This is a genomic window from Fructilactobacillus sp. X2R1C3 (genome assembly GCF_059901425.1).
The window spans coordinates 362,469-380,816 of record NZ_JBWXUW010000001.1; the positions used below are offsets into that span (position 1 = coordinate 362,469).

Below are 18,348 nucleotides of genomic sequence, written 5' to 3' on the forward strand. Positions count from 1 at the left end.
ATGGCTGATAAGATTACGGAAGAACAAACCCAACATATTGCTGGGTTAGCTAAACTTGAATTAAAAAAAGATGAATTACCTGAATTCACCCAACAATTAAATGATTTGTTGAAAATGTTGGATACCCTTGAAAAGGTTGATACAACTGACATTGAGCCTACTTATACAGTAACTGATCGAATCAATGTTACTAGAAAAGACGTGGCCGAAGATTGGCACGAGCAGAAGGCCTTGTTGAATAACGCTCCTGACACGCAAGATGGTTTAATTAAAGTTCCAGCAATTATTGATGAAAGTGAGGATGAATAATGAATTATTTGGACAAAGATCTTAACTCACTTCACCAAATGTTGGTTAATAAGGAAGTTTCAGCCGTTGATTTGGTAAAAGAAACTCTTAGTAACATTAAAACTACTGACCAAAACATTGATGCTTTTAATAATCTAAATGATAAAGCGATTGAAAATGCTAAAGCCATTGATGAACGTGGTATTGATCAAAGTAATGTTTTAGATGGGATTCCTTTAGCATTAAAGGACAATATTGTTACTAAAGAATTGCCTACGACCGCATCTTCAAAAATGCTAGAAAATTTCACTTCAATTTACGATGCCACGGTAGCTAAGAAACTTTCTAACGCTGGTACCATCAACGTTGGAAAAACTAACATGGATGAATTTGCAATGGGAAGTTCAACTGAAAACTCAGCCTTTAAAACCACTCACAATCCGTGGGATTACAGCAAAGTTCCTGGCGGTTCGTCCGGTGGTTCGGCTGCCGCAGTTGCTTCCGGTGAAGTTCCAGTTGCACTTGGATCAGATACAGGAGGTTCAATTAGACAACCAGCTTCGTTCACCGGAATTGTTGGAATGAAGCCAACCTATGGTCGTGTATCACGTTTTGGACTTATTGCGATGGCTTCAAGCTTTGATCAAATTGGACCCCTTACTAGAAATGTCTTTGACAATGCTCTAGTTTTAAACGCAATTTCAGGGCATGACGAACATGATTCAACTAGTTCAAAACAGGAAGTTCCTGATTTTACTGAACACATTAAAGATGGAGTCCAGGGGATGAGAATCGGTATTCCCAAGGAATACGTTAATAAGTTATCTCCTGATGTTTCACAAGCAATCAAAAATGCCGCAGAGACGTTTAAAAAATTAGGTGCAAAGGTTGATTGGGTTTCAATGCCTAATTCAAAATATGGCGTTACCGCTTATAATGCTCTTCAAACGGCCGAAGCATCTTCTAACCTAGAACGATTTGATGGGATTCGTTATGGATATCGAGCACCCGATGCCACAACGTTGGATGAACTGTACATCAAATCGCGATCAGAGGGTTTTGGTGATGAAGTTAAACGGCGAATTATGCTTGGAACCTTATCACTTTCGTATGATAATGTTGACAAGTATTATAAACAGGCCGCTAAGATCAGAACTTTAATCATTAATGATTTTAAAAAGGTATTTGCTGACCATGATTTAATTTTAAGTCCAACTTCTCGTGTAACGGCCTTTACAATTGGAGTCGAAGATCAGGACCCAATTGAAATGTACATGAATGATATTTTAACCATTCCAGCTAATATGGCTGGGGTTCCCGCTATGTCACAAGTTGCTGGCTTTAGTCAGGGTCTTCCGATTGGGATGCAACTAATGGGGAAACCATTTGATGAGGAGACCGTTTACAAGGCGGGATATGCGTTTGAGCAAAATACCGATTTCCACAAACAAACACCAAAAATGGGAGGTAAATAGTCATGAATTTTGAAACAACCATTGGTCTAGAAGTCCACATTGAGCTTAAAACTAATTCCAAAATTTACAGTCCATCTGCCGCACAGTTTGGGGACAAGCCCAATAGTAATACGAACGTGATTGACTGGGGCTACCCAGGGACACTTCCGGTTGTTAACAAACAGGTTGTTGCTGATGGTATAACGGCGGCTTTGGCTTTGCATGCTAACATTGAAAAGCACCCTCATTTTGACCGTAAAAATTACTTTTACCCTGATAATCCCAAGGGGTATCAGGTGACGCAAAATGATACGCCGACGGCTCGAAATGGTTGGATTGAAGTCGAAACCAAGAATGGTAAGAAGAAAATTGGAATCGAAGAGATGCATATTGAAGAGGATGCTGGTAAGAATACCCATGAACAGAAGTATTCGTACGTTGATTTAAACCGTCAAGGGACCCCTTTGATTGAAATTGTCTCGAAACCGGATATGACTACTCCCCAACAAGCATACGATTATCTTGAGGGATTAAGACAACGAATTCAGTTTACTGGAATTTCAGATGTCAAGATGGAAGAAGGATCAATGCGTGTTGATGTTAACGTTTCGGTTCGTCCCATTGGCAGTGAAAAACTGGGACAAAAGGTTGAATTGAAGAATCTTAATTCATTTAACTACGTCCGAAAAGCACTTGCGTATGAGGAACAACGTCAACAGCAAGTGTTGATGTCTGGAGGACAGATTAATTCCGAGACCCGACGCTTTGATGAAACGACGGGTAAGACTGAGTTAATGCGTGTCAAAGAGGGGAAAGATGATTATCGTTATTTCCCTGAACCAGATCTACCAACTTTAAGTATTTCTGATGATTGGATTAACGAATTAAAAGAATCCATGCCTGAGATGCCAGCTAAACGTCGTGATCGTTACGTTAATGAACTTGGAATCACGGATTATGATGCAATGGTTATCACTCAGACCAAAGAAATGTCTGACTTTTATGATAAAATGGTTAAATTAGGTGCGGATCCTAAGTTAGCAGCTAACTATCTTCAAGATAATGTCAATGCTTATCTAAATGATAATCAAGCTAACTTAGAAGACACCAAAATCACGCCTGAAGCGATGGCAACCATGATTAAAATGATTATGGACGATACCATCTCAAGTAAAATGGCTAAAAAAGTATTTAAAGCAGTTACTAAAGGGCAAGATCCAAAGAAATTCGTTGAAGAAAAAGGATTGGTTCAATTATCTGATCCTAAAAAACTGCAACCAATTATTGATGGGGTCTTAAAGGACAATCAACAGTCAGTTGATGATTATCATAATGGTAAAGATCGAGCTGTTGGATATTTGGTTGGACAAATTATGAAACAAACTCACGGACAAGCTAATCCGCAAGTTGTAAACAAATTATTGAAAGGTTCTTTAGATAAATAGGGTGATGTAAGAATGGTCAAAAAAGCACGAGTAATTTACAATCCAACGTCTGGACGTGAAATGTTAAAACCGCAGTTGGTTAATATTTTGGATGTTTTGGAGAATGGTGGATATGAAGCCAGTGCTTTTGCGACCACCCCAAAACCACATTCAGCACGTGATGAAGCCGCCCGTGCGTCTGAAGAAGGATTTGATTTAATCGTTGCAGCGGGTGGTGATGGAACCATCAATGAAGTGATTAATGGGATTGCTCCACGTGATTACCGTCCACAATTAGGAATCATTCCCGCTGGTACTACCAATGATTTTGCGCGTGCACTGCATATTCCAAGGGATGATTACGTTGAGGCTGCTAAAGTAATCACTAAGGGCAATGTTTCCAAAATGGACGTTGGTAAAGCATATAATGATGAATTAACAAATTATTTTATTAATATCGCTGCCGGTGGCTTTATGACAGAATTAACTTATAATGTTCCTTCTGATTTAAAGACTATTTTTGGATATCTTGCATACCTAGTAAAGGGAGCAGAAATGTTGCCAAATGTGAAGCCGGTTCCGATGTGGTTAAAATATGATGGTGGAGAATATCGTGGGAAAGCTTCAATGTTTTTTTTAGCGATGACTAATTCAGTGGGTGGTTTTGAGCAAATTGTCCCAAACGCAGCCATGGATGATGGTAAATTTACCATGATTATCGTTAAAACTGGTAATTTAGTTGAAATGTTGCAATTAATTGCTAAAGCGTTTAATGGCGGCCGTCACATTGATGATCCTAGGATTATATACAAAAAGACCAATACATTTGAGGCTTTTCCTGAGGATGATAGTCGTTTACAGATTAATCTTGATGGTGAATACGGTGGTGATGCTCCGATGAAGTTTGTTGATTTAAAACAGCGAATTAGTATTTATTCCAACCTTAAGACCGATGATATCAGTGAGTCTGCTAGTGTTGCGCCACAGGTCAAAAATGTTGAAAAGAAGTTCGTCAGAAAAGTCGATGAACTTCCGTATGATAGTAAAAAATAAGTTTTGCCGGGTAACGGCAAAACTTTTTAGTAAGGAGAACAAATGAGCACTAAAAAAGAAGCTCCAGTACAGAAAAACCAAAACCTCACTATAAACGTGATTGATTTGACTTACCAAGGAATGGGGGTTGGTAAGGTTTCCGACTTTCCGATTTTTATTGAAGATGCTCTTCCAGGAGAGCAAGTTCAGATTAAGGTGATTAAAGTTAAAAAGAACTTCGCCTTTGGAAAATTAGAGAAGATTATTGAGCCGAGTTCCAATCGAGTTCAAGCAATTGATCGACGGTATACGCAGTCTGGAATTGCTCCATTACAACATCTTGCATATCCGAAACAATTAGAGTTTAAGCAACATCAGATTGAGGAATTGTTTAAGAAGGATCATTTAAAAGTTGAGGTTGCTCAAACGATTGGGATGGATAATCCATCAAAATATCGAAATAAAGCTCAGATTCCGGTTAGAAAATTAAATGGTAGACTGGAAACGGGCTTTTATCGGCGCCATAGTCATGACTTAATTCCAATTGAAGATTTTTACATTCAAGACCCTCACATCGATGATGCCATTATTAAGGTTCGTGATGTTTTACGAACTTATCATGTTAGTGCTTACAATGAGGCAACTCACAAGGGTTGTATCAGAAATATCATGGTCCGTTATGGAAAAGCAACCGGTGAGATGATGGTGGTTTTGGTTACCAACGGTAAAAACTTGCCACATAAAGACGAAATTATTAAATCCATTAATGATCAGTTGCCTGGTTTAGATAGCTTAATTCAAAATGTCAATGATTCTCATGGGAATCGATTGATGGGGGACACGAACATCCTGTTATCAGGTAAAGCTTACATCAAGGATGAACTCTTAAACACCAAGTTTTTGATTTCACCAATGTCGTTTTACCAAGTTAATCCGGTTCAGACTGAAAAACTTTATTCTTTGGCCATCGATAAGGCACAATTATCGCAAGATGATGTGGTGGTTGATGCGTACTGCGGGATTGGAACAATTTCATTGGCAATGGCACCAAAAGTTAAGCATGTGTATGGAGTTGATGTGGTTGCTGAGGCAATTGAAGATGCCAGAAAAAACGCTAAATTAAATCATATTGATAACGTTAGTTTTGTGGTTGCAAAGGCTGAAGATCAGATGAAAAAATGGGCAGAACAGGGTATTCGACCAGATGTCGTAGTGGTTGATCCGCCAAGAAAGGGGATCGATCCAACCTTTATTGCTAGTGTCTTAGAGATGAAGCCAGAACGATTAGTATATGTTTCGTGTAATCCAGCTACTCTGGTACGAGATTGTCAGGCTTTAATTGATGGTGGCTATGAAATTAAACAACCTACTCAGCCAGTTGATCAATTTCCACAAACACCACACGTTGAAAGTGTAACAGTATTGGAAAAAGGCAAATAAAAAGAATCTAGCGAGCTAGATTCTTTTTATTTTTCAGTTGAAGTTTTGTTTTTCATCATTTTATGCCAATAATAAACTGGAATTCCTATTAAAGTGGCTACGATACCAATGATAGCCAAAACGGTTTGGGTCAGGATCGTTGAAACTAAGATGAAAATCCCTCCGACTAATGCGAGAATTGGGACAATTGGATACCACGGTACTTTATATGGGCGAACTAATTCCGGTTCACGTTTTCTTAAAATGAATAAAGCAACGAACAAAAGGCAGTTAAATATCCACATCACGAAAACTAACATGTCAGTTAGCATATCAAAACTACCCATGAAAATCATAATGACAGCGATCATAAACATAAATAATCCTGAAATATAGGGGGTAGCAGTGTGTTTAGAAAGTTTTGCAAAGTATTTACTAAATGGTAATTGATCGTCTTTACCCATTGCATACGGAACTCTAATCCCGGTTAAGATGTAACCATTCATAGCGCCATAAACGGAAATTAAAATACCAATGGTCACTAATTTTCCGCCAATGCCACCAAATAGTTTCATGGCAACTTCGTAGGCGGTGTTTTGGTTCCCAGCAATTTGATCAAGTGGCATATTTTTTAAGAAAACCCAGTTTACCAAAACGTATATGATCATAATAAAAGTTAAACCCAAAATAATAGCCTTAGGCAGGTCCCTTTGGGGATTTTTCATTTCGCCGGCGATGCTTCCGATGTTGATCCAGCCATCGTATGCAAACATTGTGGCCAGTAATCCGCCACCAAAAGCAGTTAAGAGGTTAGTGGAGCCATGGTTCTGGATTGGGGGCCAAAAAGATACGTCAACGTGACCCGGAAGTAATAGTCCAGCAATTACAATGATAAAGATAGGAATTAATTTGACGATTAGTGTCAAAGATTGGACCCTTCCGGCTACTTTTGATCCTAAAAGGTTAATTAACGTAACACTTAATGCACAAATAATTGCAATGGTAATTGAGAGTGATGTTGATAAGTGAAACAAATTAATTAGTTGAGTGGAGAAAACAATTGAGAGAGCCGCTAGGTTGGCCGGAAAATATACAAGGATTTCAGCCCATCCCAGTAAAAATCCGGTTAACGGTCCGTAAGTGTACTTTAAGTATTGAATGGTTCCGCCAGTTTTAGGAATGGCCGCAGCCAATTCTGAAACCGTTAGTCCACCGCAAATTGTTAAAAGACCGCCAATAACCCACGCTAGGATGGTGAGAGTGACAGAATGAGTGTTAGATACGACACTCGCGGTTTTGAAGAAGACCCCAGCACCGATCACGGTTCCCATGACAGTTGACAGGGCGGCACCGATTCCAATATTTTTCTTTAAGTTGCTTTGAGGCATTTGATCCACTCCTTTTGCGTAATGATTAATTATAGCATGGGGCCAAATCGAAGTCAGTACATAAAATAAAAAAGCATCCAGTTGGATGCTTTTCTAATGTTATTGATTTAGTCTTCGTCTTTTGGACCAGTTTTCCAATCATTTTCGTGTTCACGTTGATAATTAGCGATGTTCTTGTATTCTGGTTGAAGATGACGACTTAGGCGAATGTAAATTGGAATCAATTCACGGTAAGCTTGGTAATTCTTTGGGTTTGGTTTATGAGTGTTGGTAACCCCAACAAACTTGCTGACGTCGTAAAGACTGTCAATCATACCCAAACTGTACATTCCGAGGGTAGCAGCTCCAAGAGCCGTACCTTCGAAGCTTTCTGGAATGTTAACGTCTTGTTCAAAGATATCGGCTAGCATTTGACGCCAAAGTTCTGAACGAGCAAAACCACCAGTTGCTTGAATACTCTTTGGTTCGCCAACAACTTCTTCAAGGGCTAACATAACGGTGTAGAGGTTATACACGATTCCTTCAAGAGCAGATCGAATCATGTGGGCACGGGTATGTTTTCTGGTCAAACCGAAGTATGTTCCACGAGCGTCGGCATCCCAGATCGGAGCTCTTTCACCACCCAAGAACGGTAAGAAGATTAACCCTTCGGATCCTGCTGGAATCTTAGAAGCAATCTCAGTTAGAAGATCGTAAGCATCAATATTCATCTGTTCGGCAGTGACTTTTTCTGGCAAGCAAAGCTGATCACGAACCCAACGGAAGACAATTCCACCGTTATTAACGGGTCCACCGACAACCCACATATTTTTAGCTAGGTAGTAACAGAATACACGACCCTTAGGATCAATCGTTGGCTTGTCGTTAACGACACGAACGGCACCAGAAGTTCCAATTGTGACAGCTACTACACCAGGTTTAATGGCATCTACCCCTAAGTTAGCCAGGGGACCATCAGAAGCACCAATGATAAATGGTGTATCTTTATCAATTCCAATCTTATTGGCGTATTCTTCGTTTAAGCCCTTTAATTGATAAGTGGTGTCTACTAATTCAGGCAGTTGATCACGCTTGATGCCAGCAACTTTTAATGCTTCATCGTCCCAGTCCATGTCAAAAATATTGAATAGACCAGTTGCATTAGCGATCGAATAGTCTTCTTTTAGAACCCCAAATAATTTGTAGTTAATGTATTCTTTAACACCAACAAAATAACGGGCTTTTTTAAACAAATCAGGTTTTTCATTTCTGAGCCACATTGCCTTTACAAGTGGAGTCATTGGATGGGTTGGAACACCAGTCTTTTTGTAAAGTTCCATTCCAATGCCATTTTCTTTTAATTTATCCGCGTATTCAACGGCACGATTATCTGCCCAAGTGATTGCGCGGGTAAGTGGCTTGTGGTTCTCATCCAAGAGGATCAAACTGTGCATCGCACACGAGTATGAAATTCCCTTGATGGTGTCTTTTTTAGGGTCTACTTTTTTAAGGACATTTTGTAGACCTTGAATCATCGCTGAGAAGATCTCCTCTGGATCTTCTTCTGCCATGTCGGCAGTGTCTTGATACAAAGTATATCCATCGTTTGAATAACCCTTAACTTCACCTTTGTCATCGTATAAAACGGTTTTGACACTTGTAGTTCCGATGTCGACCCCAATTACGTTTTCCATTATAATCTTTCCCTTCCATGCTAGTTGATGCACTCTATGACAGATTCTATGCCAACTTTATCAAGTGATCGAGTAAAAAAATTATACTACTTATAACGCTTTCATTATATTGAAATCAACGTTTGAATTCAAGCGAATATCAATAAATAGTGATAATATTGATTTATAATTATACTAATTATAAGAAATAATTGAGGAGGTCCAAATGACTGAGATTAACCGGTCCAACCTTCGAAAAAAAGCAAGAAAAGAAAAATTAACCCGGTGGGCATTAATTGGACTGGTTAGCTTACTGCTACTAGTTATCGTTATTTCCATTTGGATGTACTTTGCCCATAAAAATCGTGATCGCGAATTACTTTTGAAAAAGTATCCAGTTCAAGGTGTGACGGTAAATCAAGACGATGGGTACATCGACTTTACGGCACTTAAACAGAAAGGTCAAAAGTTCGTGTACATTCGTTCTACTCAAGGAGCAAGCTTTGCTGACGATAATTTTTACAATAATTACAATCGCAGTCAGGGATCAGGGTTAAAGATTGGGGTTTATCATACTTACGGATTTAAGAGTAGTATTGAGGACCAGGAGAGTAATTTTACAACTCAAGTCAAAGATAATACCGGGACGCTTCCAATCGTCATTCAAGTTCAATACTATTATCCATACGACGAAAACAACGTAAATTTAAAGCAACAAAAGAAGCGGATTAATGAATTCGTTCAGTTTTTGTACCAGAGATACGATCGACCTGTTATTATTAATACTAACGAGAAGATGTACCAAGAGTTTAAATCAATTCCACATGCTGCTTTTTGGTTGAATAGTGAGGGCGATGCAAAACAACCACACGTGCGCTTTATCAACATGAATTCTGCTGATCATTTGAACATTGATGGACAGAAGGGGAGTTTTGATTCTGTGGCTTTTAATGGGAATCAGAAGCAGTGGAATCAGTATCTTGGTCAGGTAAATATTGTAAATAATGAAGAAATGCAATGGGAGAACTATAATGATTAAATTAGGAATAATTGGAACTAACTGGATCACACAAAAGTTTATTGATGCTGCCATTAGTACTGGTAAGTATAAGTTGAACGCTGTTTATTCAAGAAAATTAGATACGGCACGCAAGTTTGCTCAGCCAAATGATTGTGACAACATTTTTGATGATTTACAGGTTTTCTTCGAATCTGACAAATTCGACACAGTTTATATTGCTTCACCAAATGCCATTCACTACCAACAGGTCATTGATGCGCTTAAGCACGACAAGAATGTCATTGTAGAGAAGCCTGCTTTTATTGGACCATATCAATTCCAGTCTGCCATTGATACTTTAAAACAACATCCCAAAGCACGATTGATGGAAGCAGCACGAAACGTTCACATGCCCGCTTTTAAAGCGGTTCAAGATCAAATTGATGACATTAAAATTGATGGGGCAGAATTTACTTTTAGCAAATATTCTTCTCGCTACGATAAGGTGCTTAGTGGTGAGACTCCAAATGTCTTTAACCTTAAATTTGGTGGCGGAGCCTTGGAAGACTTAGGAGTTTATCCCGTATATGATGCCGTTGCTTTGTTTGGATTACCAAGAACCCAGATGTATTATCCAAAGTTTATTGAAACGGGAGCCGATGGTGGTGGAGTGGCTGTTTTAAATTATGGTACTTTTGATGTTACTTTAAACTTTAGTAAGGTGACAACTTCGTATCAACAATCAGAAATCTACTGTGGAAAGCAAACCGTTTTAGTTGATAATGCTGGTGAGTTTACGGCGGCTAAGTTAATGAATGAAGGCAAAGAAAGTGAGATTTCGCCTCTTTATACCGACAATCCGATGATTCCAGAAGCAAATGATTTTGCTGAAGTCATAAATCATCCAGGGAATCCTGTCTACGAAAATCGATACGTTGCGGGGTTGAATTTGATGCAGAAAGTTAATGCTTTAATGGGACGTCTTGCTGATAGTGCTGGAATTCATTATTTACAAATAGGAGAATAGTGTGCTCGAACAATTTGTTAAACGTTTTGAAAAATTAGGATATAAAGAACAGACGCCCATCCAAAAAGCTGTTTATGCACCAATGATTGAGGGTGAAAATGACATTGTCGCATTATCACCAACTGGTTCTGGCAAGACCGTGGCTTTTACAATGCCAATTTTGGCTAATTCGATGCCGGGGGTTGGCACGCAGGTCATTGTGATTGAACCAACTCAAGAACTTGCAATGCAAGTAGCCGGTGTGATCAGGGATTGGGCGGTTCCTTTTAAAGTGAAAATTTTGCCTTTAATTGGTGGAGCAAACGTTAAACGGCAACAGGAACAGTTAAAAAAACACCCCGAGATTGTTGTTGGGACCCCCGGAAGAATTCTTAGTCTGATTAACGAACGCAAACTGAAGGTCAATGATGTTGACACGGTGGTCATCGATGAAGCTGACGATTTGTTGAACGATACCTCTTTAGACCAGGTTAAAAATATTATTGCCGCAGTGCCAAGAGACGCTCAGGCAGCCTATTTTTCCGCTACGGATACTGATGTTTTGTATCATTTAAAAGAAAAGATGGGTAAATCAGCTGATATAATTGATGTTAGGGATGTTGATCAAACAAGAGGTAAGGTAACTCACGGTCTTTTCCAAATTTCGCGTGTCAAACGCAATGAGATGTTAAATCGGTTATCTAAAATGCAAGGTTTTAAAGCATTAGTATTTTTTAATCAGACTGATACGCTTAATCGTGCTTTTAATTTCTTTAAACACGAGGGAAATGGCAAAGTACAAAAATTAGCTGCAGGTGAAAGTAAACAGAGCCGCAAAAAGGCGCTAGATGATTTTCGGTTGGGAAGAATCAAATTATTATTAACGACAGATGTGGCCGCAAGAGGACTTGACATTGCTAAGTTACCAGCAGTGATTAATTATGATTTGCCAAATGAATTGAATACCTATATTCATCGCGTGGGTCGAACAGGTCGAATGGGTGAACCAGGGCTAGTAATTAATTTTGGAGATGATCATGATCTTCGTGATTTAAAACACGTTTTAGATAATAGTGAATATGAATTAAAACCAATTTATTACTTCAATGGTGAGATCGTTGATCACATTGATGATTCACAGTTAGAACATCAAAAAGAGCTTAAACAAAGAGAAGCGGCAAAGAAAAAGCAAACCCGTGAGTCCGTTCAGTCTAAACCTAAAAAGAACAAACACCGAAAACGAAAACAAAAGAATAAGGGTAAGCCAAGTAGTCATAAAAACCACCATTAGTTTGTTTCTTTACTAAATTTTTTATTCGTTATAGAATAGAAAATGTTTTTGGCCCCATAGCACAACTGGATAGGGCAACCGCCTCCTAAGCGGTCGATCTCAGTTCGAGTCTGAGTGGGGTCATTTTTAAACGTTAAAACACTTCATCTAAATGAGGTGTTTTTTATTTGGGCAAATGTTGCTGATGACAATTAATTAATTGATTTTTGGGCTTATGGGCGATTATAATGGGTTCTACAAGGATTTACATTTTAGGAGGAAATTATATTGAATATTTTAATTGCTTTACTCCCAGCGTTAGGTTGGGGTCTTCTTCCTATTGCAACTGGGTTAATTGGTGGTAAGCCAGTTAATCAGTTGATGGGAACTACATATGGTGCATTAATCATTGCCATACTTGTTTTTATTTTTAAGCAACCGGTGATCACCATGCAGGACTTTTGGTGGTGTTTACTTTCCGGGATGGCTTGGGCAGTTGGTCAAATGACTCAGTACATGGCCTTCACTCAAATTGGTGTATCGCGAACGATGCCAATTTCAACTGGTTTGCAGTTAGTTGGTACTTCAGTTACAGGAGTGATCTTCTTTGGTGAATGGGCTGGCTTAATTCCCAAGCTAGCTGGTTTTGGATCAATTATTTTGATTATCATTGGGGTTTTACTAACAACTTTGAAGGACAATGGCAGTAATGAACCTAAGACAGCTGAAGAGAATGCCGCCCAGCATACACGGAATGGTTTAATTCTGTTAGTAATTGGGATGTTTGGATATATCGGCTACTCTGATTTTCCAAGGATTGCTAATACCAATGGATGGTCAGCATTTCTACCCCAGACGATCGGAATGGTCATCATGGGAACGATCTTTGTTATTATTAGTGCTTATAAAACCAAGGTTAATCCGTTTAAACAAGCTGTTTCATATAAAAATATTATTACCGGATTCTTGTTCGGATTTGGTGCCTTCTTCTATCTAATTTCGACTGAATTAAACGGAGTTGCCACTGGATTTACGATTTCTCAGATGTGTGTTGTTATTTCAACCTTTGGTGGAATCATAGTTCTTCACGAACACAAGACGAAGAAAGAACTAGTATTCGTCACACTTGGAATGATTTGTGTCATTCTTGGTGGTGTCATTACAAGTTTTATCTAAAATCTTATTTCACTAAAAAAGGGACACTTTAAGTGTCTCTTTTTTTTAAGTTTTAAAAGTTGGTGTTGAAAACTAGCATGAAACCGTATACAATTAATTTATAGCGTTGTTTTAATTTAATAATTGGAAAGAGGAAAAGAAATGTCATACATGCCCTTCATAGTGTTGATTTTAGGAATCGCACTTCTCCTTTTCATGATCATCAAACTTAAGCTAAATACTTTTGTTTCCTTGATCATCACAGCTATTTTAGTTGCGCTTGGATTAGGAATGAACCCAGCATCAATTGCCGATGCCATTAAGACTGGTATTGGTAGTACATTAGGTGAATTGGCCATTGTCTTCGGATTCGGTGCCATGATCGGTCGTTTGGTTTCTGATTCTGGTGGTTCGTATCGAATCGCTAAGACTCTGATCGACAAGTTCGGAAAGAAACGGTTACAGATTGCGATCGTGATTGCTTCGTTCATTATCGGAATGTCATTGTTCTTCGAAGTTGGATTGGTATTACTTACCCCAATCGTCTTTGCAGTTGCCCTTGAAGCCGATGTACCATTTGTTTATCTAGGAATTCCAATGGCTGCCGCTTTGTCGGCAACCCAAGGATTCTTACCACCACAACCTGCTCCAACGGCTGTGGCAACAGCCTTGGGCGCTAACATTGGTGAGGTATTGCTCTTTGGTATCATTGTTGCAATTCCGGCCGTTTTAATTGCGGGTCCTGTCTTTACGAAGTTTGCCGAAAAGTTTGTGCCAAGCGCTTTCGTAGTCAAGAAGAGCCTGCCAGCTTTTGGTGAAGTTAAAGAATACAAGTTAGACGAAACTCCTAGCTTTGGTCTTTCGGTTTTGACTTCATTATTACCAGCTATTTTCATGGCGGTTAACACTATTTATCAGTTAATTTTCCATGGTGGGAAGGCCGTTGCTAAGCCATCAGGATTTGATGCCATTATCTCGATGTTAGGTAACCCAATGATTGCCATGGTAATTGCTTTAGTATTTGCCATCTGGTCAATGGGCTTCCATCGTGGTAAGAAAATGAGTGACGTTTCTAAGAGTATTGAAGCCTCTGTTAAATCAATTGCCATGCTTCTATTGGTTATTGGTGGTGGGGGTGCCTTCAAGCAAGTCTTGATTGATGGTGGTGTTGGTGATGCCGTTAAGAACATCATGATGCACTCATCATTATCTCCAATCATCCTTGGTTGGTTAGTCGCTGTTATTCTTCGTGTATCGTTGGGTTCAGCGACGGTGGCTGGAATGACCGCTGCTGGTCTAGTAATGCCACTGATGTCTTCATTGAACGTTAACCCGGTAATGATGGCACTAGCCATTGGTGCTGGATCACTTGCCGCATCACACGTTAATGATGCTGGATTCTGGATGTTTAAAGAATACTTTGACTTAACTATGAAACAAACTTTCTCAATTTGGACGGTGCTAGAAACCGTGATTTCAGTTGTGGGGCTGATAATGGTCTTGATTCTGAATGGAATTCTGGGAATGTTCTAGATTAGTTAATAAATTCAAAAAGACTTCACTTTATGTGAAGTCTTTTTTTGTATAAAAAAGCCGCTTATAAAGTTATAGGCGGTTTTCGATTAAACTATGCTTCGTCCTTAATGATGTACTGAGGACGGTGTTTTGTTTCTAAATAAATTTTTCCAATGTATTTTCCTAGAATGCCCAAACAGAAGAGTTGGATTCCACCGATTAGGAGAATAATTGATACTAAAGAAGGCCAACCAGATACTGCGCCTCCAAAGAATAATGCTCTGATAACGACAAAAGCAATCCCAACGAGGGAGAGTAAAAATGAAATTATCCCAACGTAAGTGGCAAAGGTTAGTGGGGCATCCGAGAAATCAATAATTCCTTCCATCGAGTATTCTACCAATTGTGAGAAAGACCAATGAGTTTCTCCAGCAGCTCGCGGAACTCCTTGATACTCTAAGTATTTGGTGTTAAAACCAACCCAAGCAAAGATACCCTTTGAGAATCGATTGTATTCTGTTAATTCATTTACAGCATCGACGTAACGTCGAGACATTAAGCGGTAGTCTCGAACGTTAGGTTTAATTTTAACGTCTGACATTTTATCGATGACCTTATAGAACATCGAAGAACAGAATGCTCGAACTGGATTTTGTTTTCTGCTTGTTTGGACGCAGCCAACGCAATCATAATCTTGGGTTTGAATGATTTTGAGCATTTTAGGAAGTAGTTCTGGTGGATCTTGGAGATCAACGTCCATTAGTGCAATGTAATCGCCTTTGGCATTTCTTAGCCCAGCAGCCATCCCAGCTTCTTTTCCGAAGTTTCTTGAAAATGAGATGAAATGGACGGTGTCAGGGTGTTTTTCGTGAAGATCCTTAATGATCTTAAAGGTATTATCGCTTGATCCATCATTTACAAAAAGATAGTCAGGCTCATACTTTTCACCGTCTTTATTCATTTGTGCAAAAACCTTTTCCACAGTTTTGTAGAAAAGTTCAATTGATTCCTGTTCATTATAACAAGGAACAATCAGACTAATTTTTTCCAAAATTAATTACTCCTTAGTACTTGGCAATTAAACTTTTAAATTTAAAAATACATTACCAATTATTTACAGATTGTTTAATATCATTTTATCATTATTTAAAGTGGTTTGGCATCGGAATTAGGTAAATCTTTTGATATACTTAAGGTACTAGTCAAATGGGAGGGATTAAATGTGACCAGACCAATTAAAGTTATGATTGTTTTTGGAACTCGACCGGAGGCCATTAAGATGGCTCCAATTATTTTAGAGATGAAGCGAAATCGAAACAAATTTAAACCAATCACAGTGGTCACGGGTCAACATCGTGAAATGCTGCAGCAGGTGCTCGACATTTTTCAAATCACTCCTGATTATAATTTAAACATTATGAAGAATGATCAAACACTCGGAGATATTACTGTTTCTGTGATCGCTAAGTTAGGACCGATTATTTCTGAAACGAATCCCGATATTATCCTGGTTCATGGTGACACTACCAGTACGTTTGCCGCTTCAGTCGTTTCTTTCTATCACAAAAAAATGTTAGGGCACGTTGAAGCAGGGCTTCGTACTCATAATAAGTATTCGCCGTACCCCGAAGAAATGAGTCGTCAATTAACCGATGTTTTAGCAGATTTGTATTTTGCACCAACGGAATTAAGTAAACAGAATTTAATAAGGGAAAATCATCCTGAATCGAGCATCTTTGTTACAGGAAATACCGCCATTGATGCCCTTCATCAAACGGTGAGTGATAATTACCATCATACAATTTTAGATGATATTGATGACGGTCACCGGATTATCTTACTTACAATGCACCGACGTGAAAATTTAGGTGAACCGATGAAACAAACGTTTCAGGCAATTAAACAGGTGGTTGATTCACATCCTGATGTAGATGTTGTTTATCCGGTTCATCTTAATCCCGTGGTTCAAAAGATGGCCCAACGGATTTTTAAGGGCGACTCTAGAATTCATTTGATTGCACCCTTAGATGTGATTGATTTTCATAACATGGCGGCTCGAAGTTATTTTATCATGTCTGACTCTGGCGGGGTTCAAGAAGAAGCACCTTCACTTGGGAAGCCCGTTTTGGTTCTTAGAGAATCAACTGAACGACCCGAAGGAGTTAAAGCGGGCACCTTGAGACTAGTTGGAACTGATCCTAAGGCCATTAAAAATGCGATGGTGGATTTACTTGATAATCCAGATGATTACCGAAAAATGGCTGATGCTCATAATCCTTATGGGGATGGAACGGCAGCTAAGCAAATCTTATCTGCAATTGAGGCAACTTTTAAAGGAGAGTCCTAGCTTGTGGAACGAAAAACAAACCAAAAAGTAATTTCATTTGTTAAGTTAATTATGAAACATTTTAAGATGGGGAACGTTTCTGATTCTGCCATCGTTTTGGCGTATTATTCCCTCTTATCACTGTTTCCAATATTAATCATGATTGGTAGCATCATTAAACTTTTACACGGAGATCCTAATGATATCTTAATGTATATCAGAACGGCGGTTCCATCATCGATTTATACAATGCTTTTGCCCATGATTAAGTCGGCTTTTGATAATAATAATAGTGGTGGTAGCTTATCGATCGGGTTGTTACTGGTAATTTGGTCAGCTAGTCAGGCGATGGCTGCATTTCAACGAACGGTTAACCGAACTTATGGCGTAGCCGATACTCAGAATGCCGTCATGAATCGGTTAATTTCTTTTGTGTGGATGCTTTTATTGGTACTATTGTTGATTGTTTTAATGATTTTACAGGGGTTTGGTCAAGAAATTATCACGTACTTAAGACCAATTCTGCATCTTTCAACCATTGCAACGCAAGTGGTTGCATACATTCGGATTCCATTTATTATTTCCGTATCTTTCATAGTTGTGATGCTTTTGTACTATTTTGTACCAAGCGTTAAAACTAAGATTCGTTATACGATTTTAGGCTCAGCGATATCTGTGCTTGGCTTAATGATTTTGTCACAAGCCTTTTCGCTAATCATTGAGTATTTTTTTAGAAATATTACCGCTTATAAGACGTTAGGGACTTTTATAGTAGTGATGTTGTGGCTGTATTTTATTGGACTCGTGCTGATGTTTGGCGCCGTTATTAATGCCAGTATGCAAGAGTACTTTACTGGTAACATTGAATCAACAAACGGATCCGTTCGGTCTATTATTTCTAGTGCACGTAAATTTCGTTCCAAAAAGAAAAACACCACCCAGAATTAAGTGGTGATGTTTTTTGCTAAATTATTTTTCACTGGCTTTCACTAGTTCACGAGAAAACTGGTCAAGAACTTTGATGTCACCTTCATCAGGTTCAAGATTGATTTTGACGCTTTTAGCTCCTTGAGTAGCGTTAGTTTCCTTTAAGGCTTTGGTAAATACATCGACGGCAACGTTATAATATTCTTGATAGAAAACATCCCCAGAACCAGCCACTCCAAAGACTTTTCCTTCTAAGTTTAGTGAATCTAAATCTTCAAAAAAGTCCATTCCTTCCTCAGGCAGAGCTCCTTCGTCGTAGGTGTATGGGCATATCACAATAATATCGGTATCTTTAAGTTCGTCCGCGTCAGTTTGAGAAATTTCAGTTTCTTCGACATCTACGCCAAGGTCCTCAAGTCCCTCGGTGACGATATCAGCAACGTCTTCGTTATTGCCAGTAATGGTGGCGTAAATCACGTGTGCTTTTGGCAT

16 protein-coding genes and 1 tRNA gene are annotated in these 18,348 nt (G+C 38.9%); 13 read left to right on the top strand and 4 right to left on the bottom strand.

From position 1 onward, the window contains the following. The 5 genes from gatC to rlmD are packed head-to-tail and all read left to right on the top strand — an operon-like array spanning window position 1 to window position 5,638. Window positions 1-309 carry an Asp-tRNA(Asn)/Glu-tRNA(Gln) amidotransferase subunit GatC gene (gatC, locus tag AC6UDD_RS01870; RefSeq protein WP_500717987.1) on the top strand — a complete coding sequence of 103 codons (309 nt, stop codon included), beginning with the start codon at window positions 1-3 and terminating at the stop codon, window positions 307-309. Beyond that, the gene (gatA, locus tag AC6UDD_RS01875; protein WP_500717992.1) at window positions 309-1,763 is read left to right on the top strand and encodes an Asp-tRNA(Asn)/Glu-tRNA(Gln) amidotransferase subunit GatA; all 1,455 of its coding nucleotides are present in this window, start codon (window positions 309-311) and stop codon (window positions 1,761-1,763) included. The genes gatC and gatA overlap by 1 nt, the downstream gene beginning before the upstream one ends. A gap of 2 nt (window positions 1,764-1,765) precedes the next feature. Continuing rightward, window positions 1,766-3,187: an Asp-tRNA(Asn)/Glu-tRNA(Gln) amidotransferase subunit GatB gene (gene gatB / locus AC6UDD_RS01880; protein ID WP_500717997.1), complete on the top strand. Its 1,422-nt coding sequence runs from the start codon at window positions 1,766-1,768 to the stop codon at window positions 3,185-3,187. A gap of 12 nt (window positions 3,188-3,199) precedes the next feature. Next, window positions 3,200-4,219, top strand: a complete 1,020-nt coding sequence (locus AC6UDD_RS01885) for a diacylglycerol kinase (protein ID WP_500718000.1) — start codon at window positions 3,200-3,202, stop codon at window positions 4,217-4,219. Window positions 4,220-4,261: 42 nt separating this feature from the next. Next, window positions 4,262-5,638, top strand: a complete 1,377-nt coding sequence (gene rlmD, locus AC6UDD_RS01890; protein ID WP_500718004.1) for a 23S rRNA (uracil(1939)-C(5))-methyltransferase RlmD — start codon at window positions 4,262-4,264, stop codon at window positions 5,636-5,638. 26 nt (window positions 5,639-5,664) lie between these two features. On the opposite strand, the gene AC6UDD_RS01895 is transcribed toward rlmD, so the two are convergent. Continuing rightward, window positions 5,665-7,005, bottom strand: coding sequence for an APC family permease (locus tag AC6UDD_RS01895; RefSeq protein WP_500718008.1), 1,341 nt, complete (start codon window positions 7,003-7,005; stop codon window positions 5,665-5,667). Between the two features lie 107 nt (window positions 7,006-7,112). Continuing rightward, the gene (gntK, locus tag AC6UDD_RS01900; protein WP_500718010.1) at window positions 7,113-8,678 is read right to left on the bottom strand and encodes a gluconokinase; all 1,566 of its coding nucleotides are present in this window, start codon (window positions 8,676-8,678) and stop codon (window positions 7,113-7,115) included. A gap of 205 nt (window positions 8,679-8,883) precedes the next feature. Here gntK and AC6UDD_RS01905 point away from each other — a divergent pair, with 205 nt between their 5' ends. From AC6UDD_RS01905 to AC6UDD_RS01930, 6 genes are all read left to right on the top strand, one after another. After that, complete coding sequence (locus AC6UDD_RS01905; protein WP_500718014.1) at window positions 8,884-9,696, top strand: GH25 family lysozyme; 813 nt, start codon at window positions 8,884-8,886, stop codon at window positions 9,694-9,696. Then, a complete protein-coding gene (locus tag AC6UDD_RS01910; RefSeq protein ID WP_500718017.1) occupies window positions 9,689-10,684 on the top strand; it encodes a Gfo/Idh/MocA family protein in 996 nt (331 codons plus the stop codon). Before AC6UDD_RS01905 ends, AC6UDD_RS01910 begins: the two co-directional genes overlap by 8 nt. Window position 10,685: 1 nt before the next feature. Then, window positions 10,686-11,954 (top strand): DEAD/DEAH box helicase, encoded by a 1,269-nt coding sequence (locus tag AC6UDD_RS01915; RefSeq protein ID WP_500718020.1) that lies wholly within the window; start codon window positions 10,686-10,688, stop codon window positions 11,952-11,954. 50 nt (window positions 11,955-12,004) lie between these two features. Then, a tRNA-Arg gene (locus AC6UDD_RS01920) sits at window positions 12,005-12,077 on the top strand. Window positions 12,078-12,221: 144 nt separating this feature from the next. Then, window positions 12,222-13,109 carry a GRP family sugar transporter gene (locus AC6UDD_RS01925; RefSeq protein ID WP_500718025.1) on the top strand — a complete coding sequence of 296 codons (888 nt, stop codon included), beginning with the start codon at window positions 12,222-12,224 and terminating at the stop codon, window positions 13,107-13,109. 150 nt (window positions 13,110-13,259) lie between these two features. Then, the gene (locus tag AC6UDD_RS01930; protein WP_500718109.1) at window positions 13,260-14,621 is read left to right on the top strand and encodes a gluconate:H+ symporter; all 1,362 of its coding nucleotides are present in this window, start codon (window positions 13,260-13,262) and stop codon (window positions 14,619-14,621) included. A gap of 94 nt (window positions 14,622-14,715) precedes the next feature. On the opposite strand, the gene AC6UDD_RS01935 is transcribed toward AC6UDD_RS01930, so the two are convergent. After that, a complete protein-coding gene (locus AC6UDD_RS01935) occupies window positions 14,716-15,654 on the bottom strand; it encodes a glycosyltransferase family 2 protein (RefSeq protein WP_500718029.1) in 939 nt (312 codons plus the stop codon). A gap of 192 nt (window positions 15,655-15,846) precedes the next feature. Between AC6UDD_RS01935 and wecB the strand changes: the two genes are divergently transcribed. After that, a complete protein-coding gene (gene wecB / locus AC6UDD_RS01940; protein WP_500718112.1) occupies window positions 15,847-16,950 on the top strand; it encodes a non-hydrolyzing UDP-N-acetylglucosamine 2-epimerase in 1,104 nt (367 codons plus the stop codon). A gap of 3 nt (window positions 16,951-16,953) precedes the next feature. Beyond that, on the top strand, window positions 16,954-17,877 hold the full coding sequence (locus AC6UDD_RS01945) for a YihY/virulence factor BrkB family protein (protein ID WP_500718033.1): 924 nt from the start codon (window positions 16,954-16,956) through the stop codon (window positions 17,875-17,877). A gap of 21 nt (window positions 17,878-17,898) precedes the next feature. Here the strand turns inward: AC6UDD_RS01945 and AC6UDD_RS01950 are convergent, their stop codons facing one another. Continuing rightward, complete coding sequence (locus AC6UDD_RS01950; RefSeq protein WP_500718037.1) at window positions 17,899-18,348, bottom strand: flavodoxin; 450 nt, start codon at window positions 18,346-18,348, stop codon at window positions 17,899-17,901.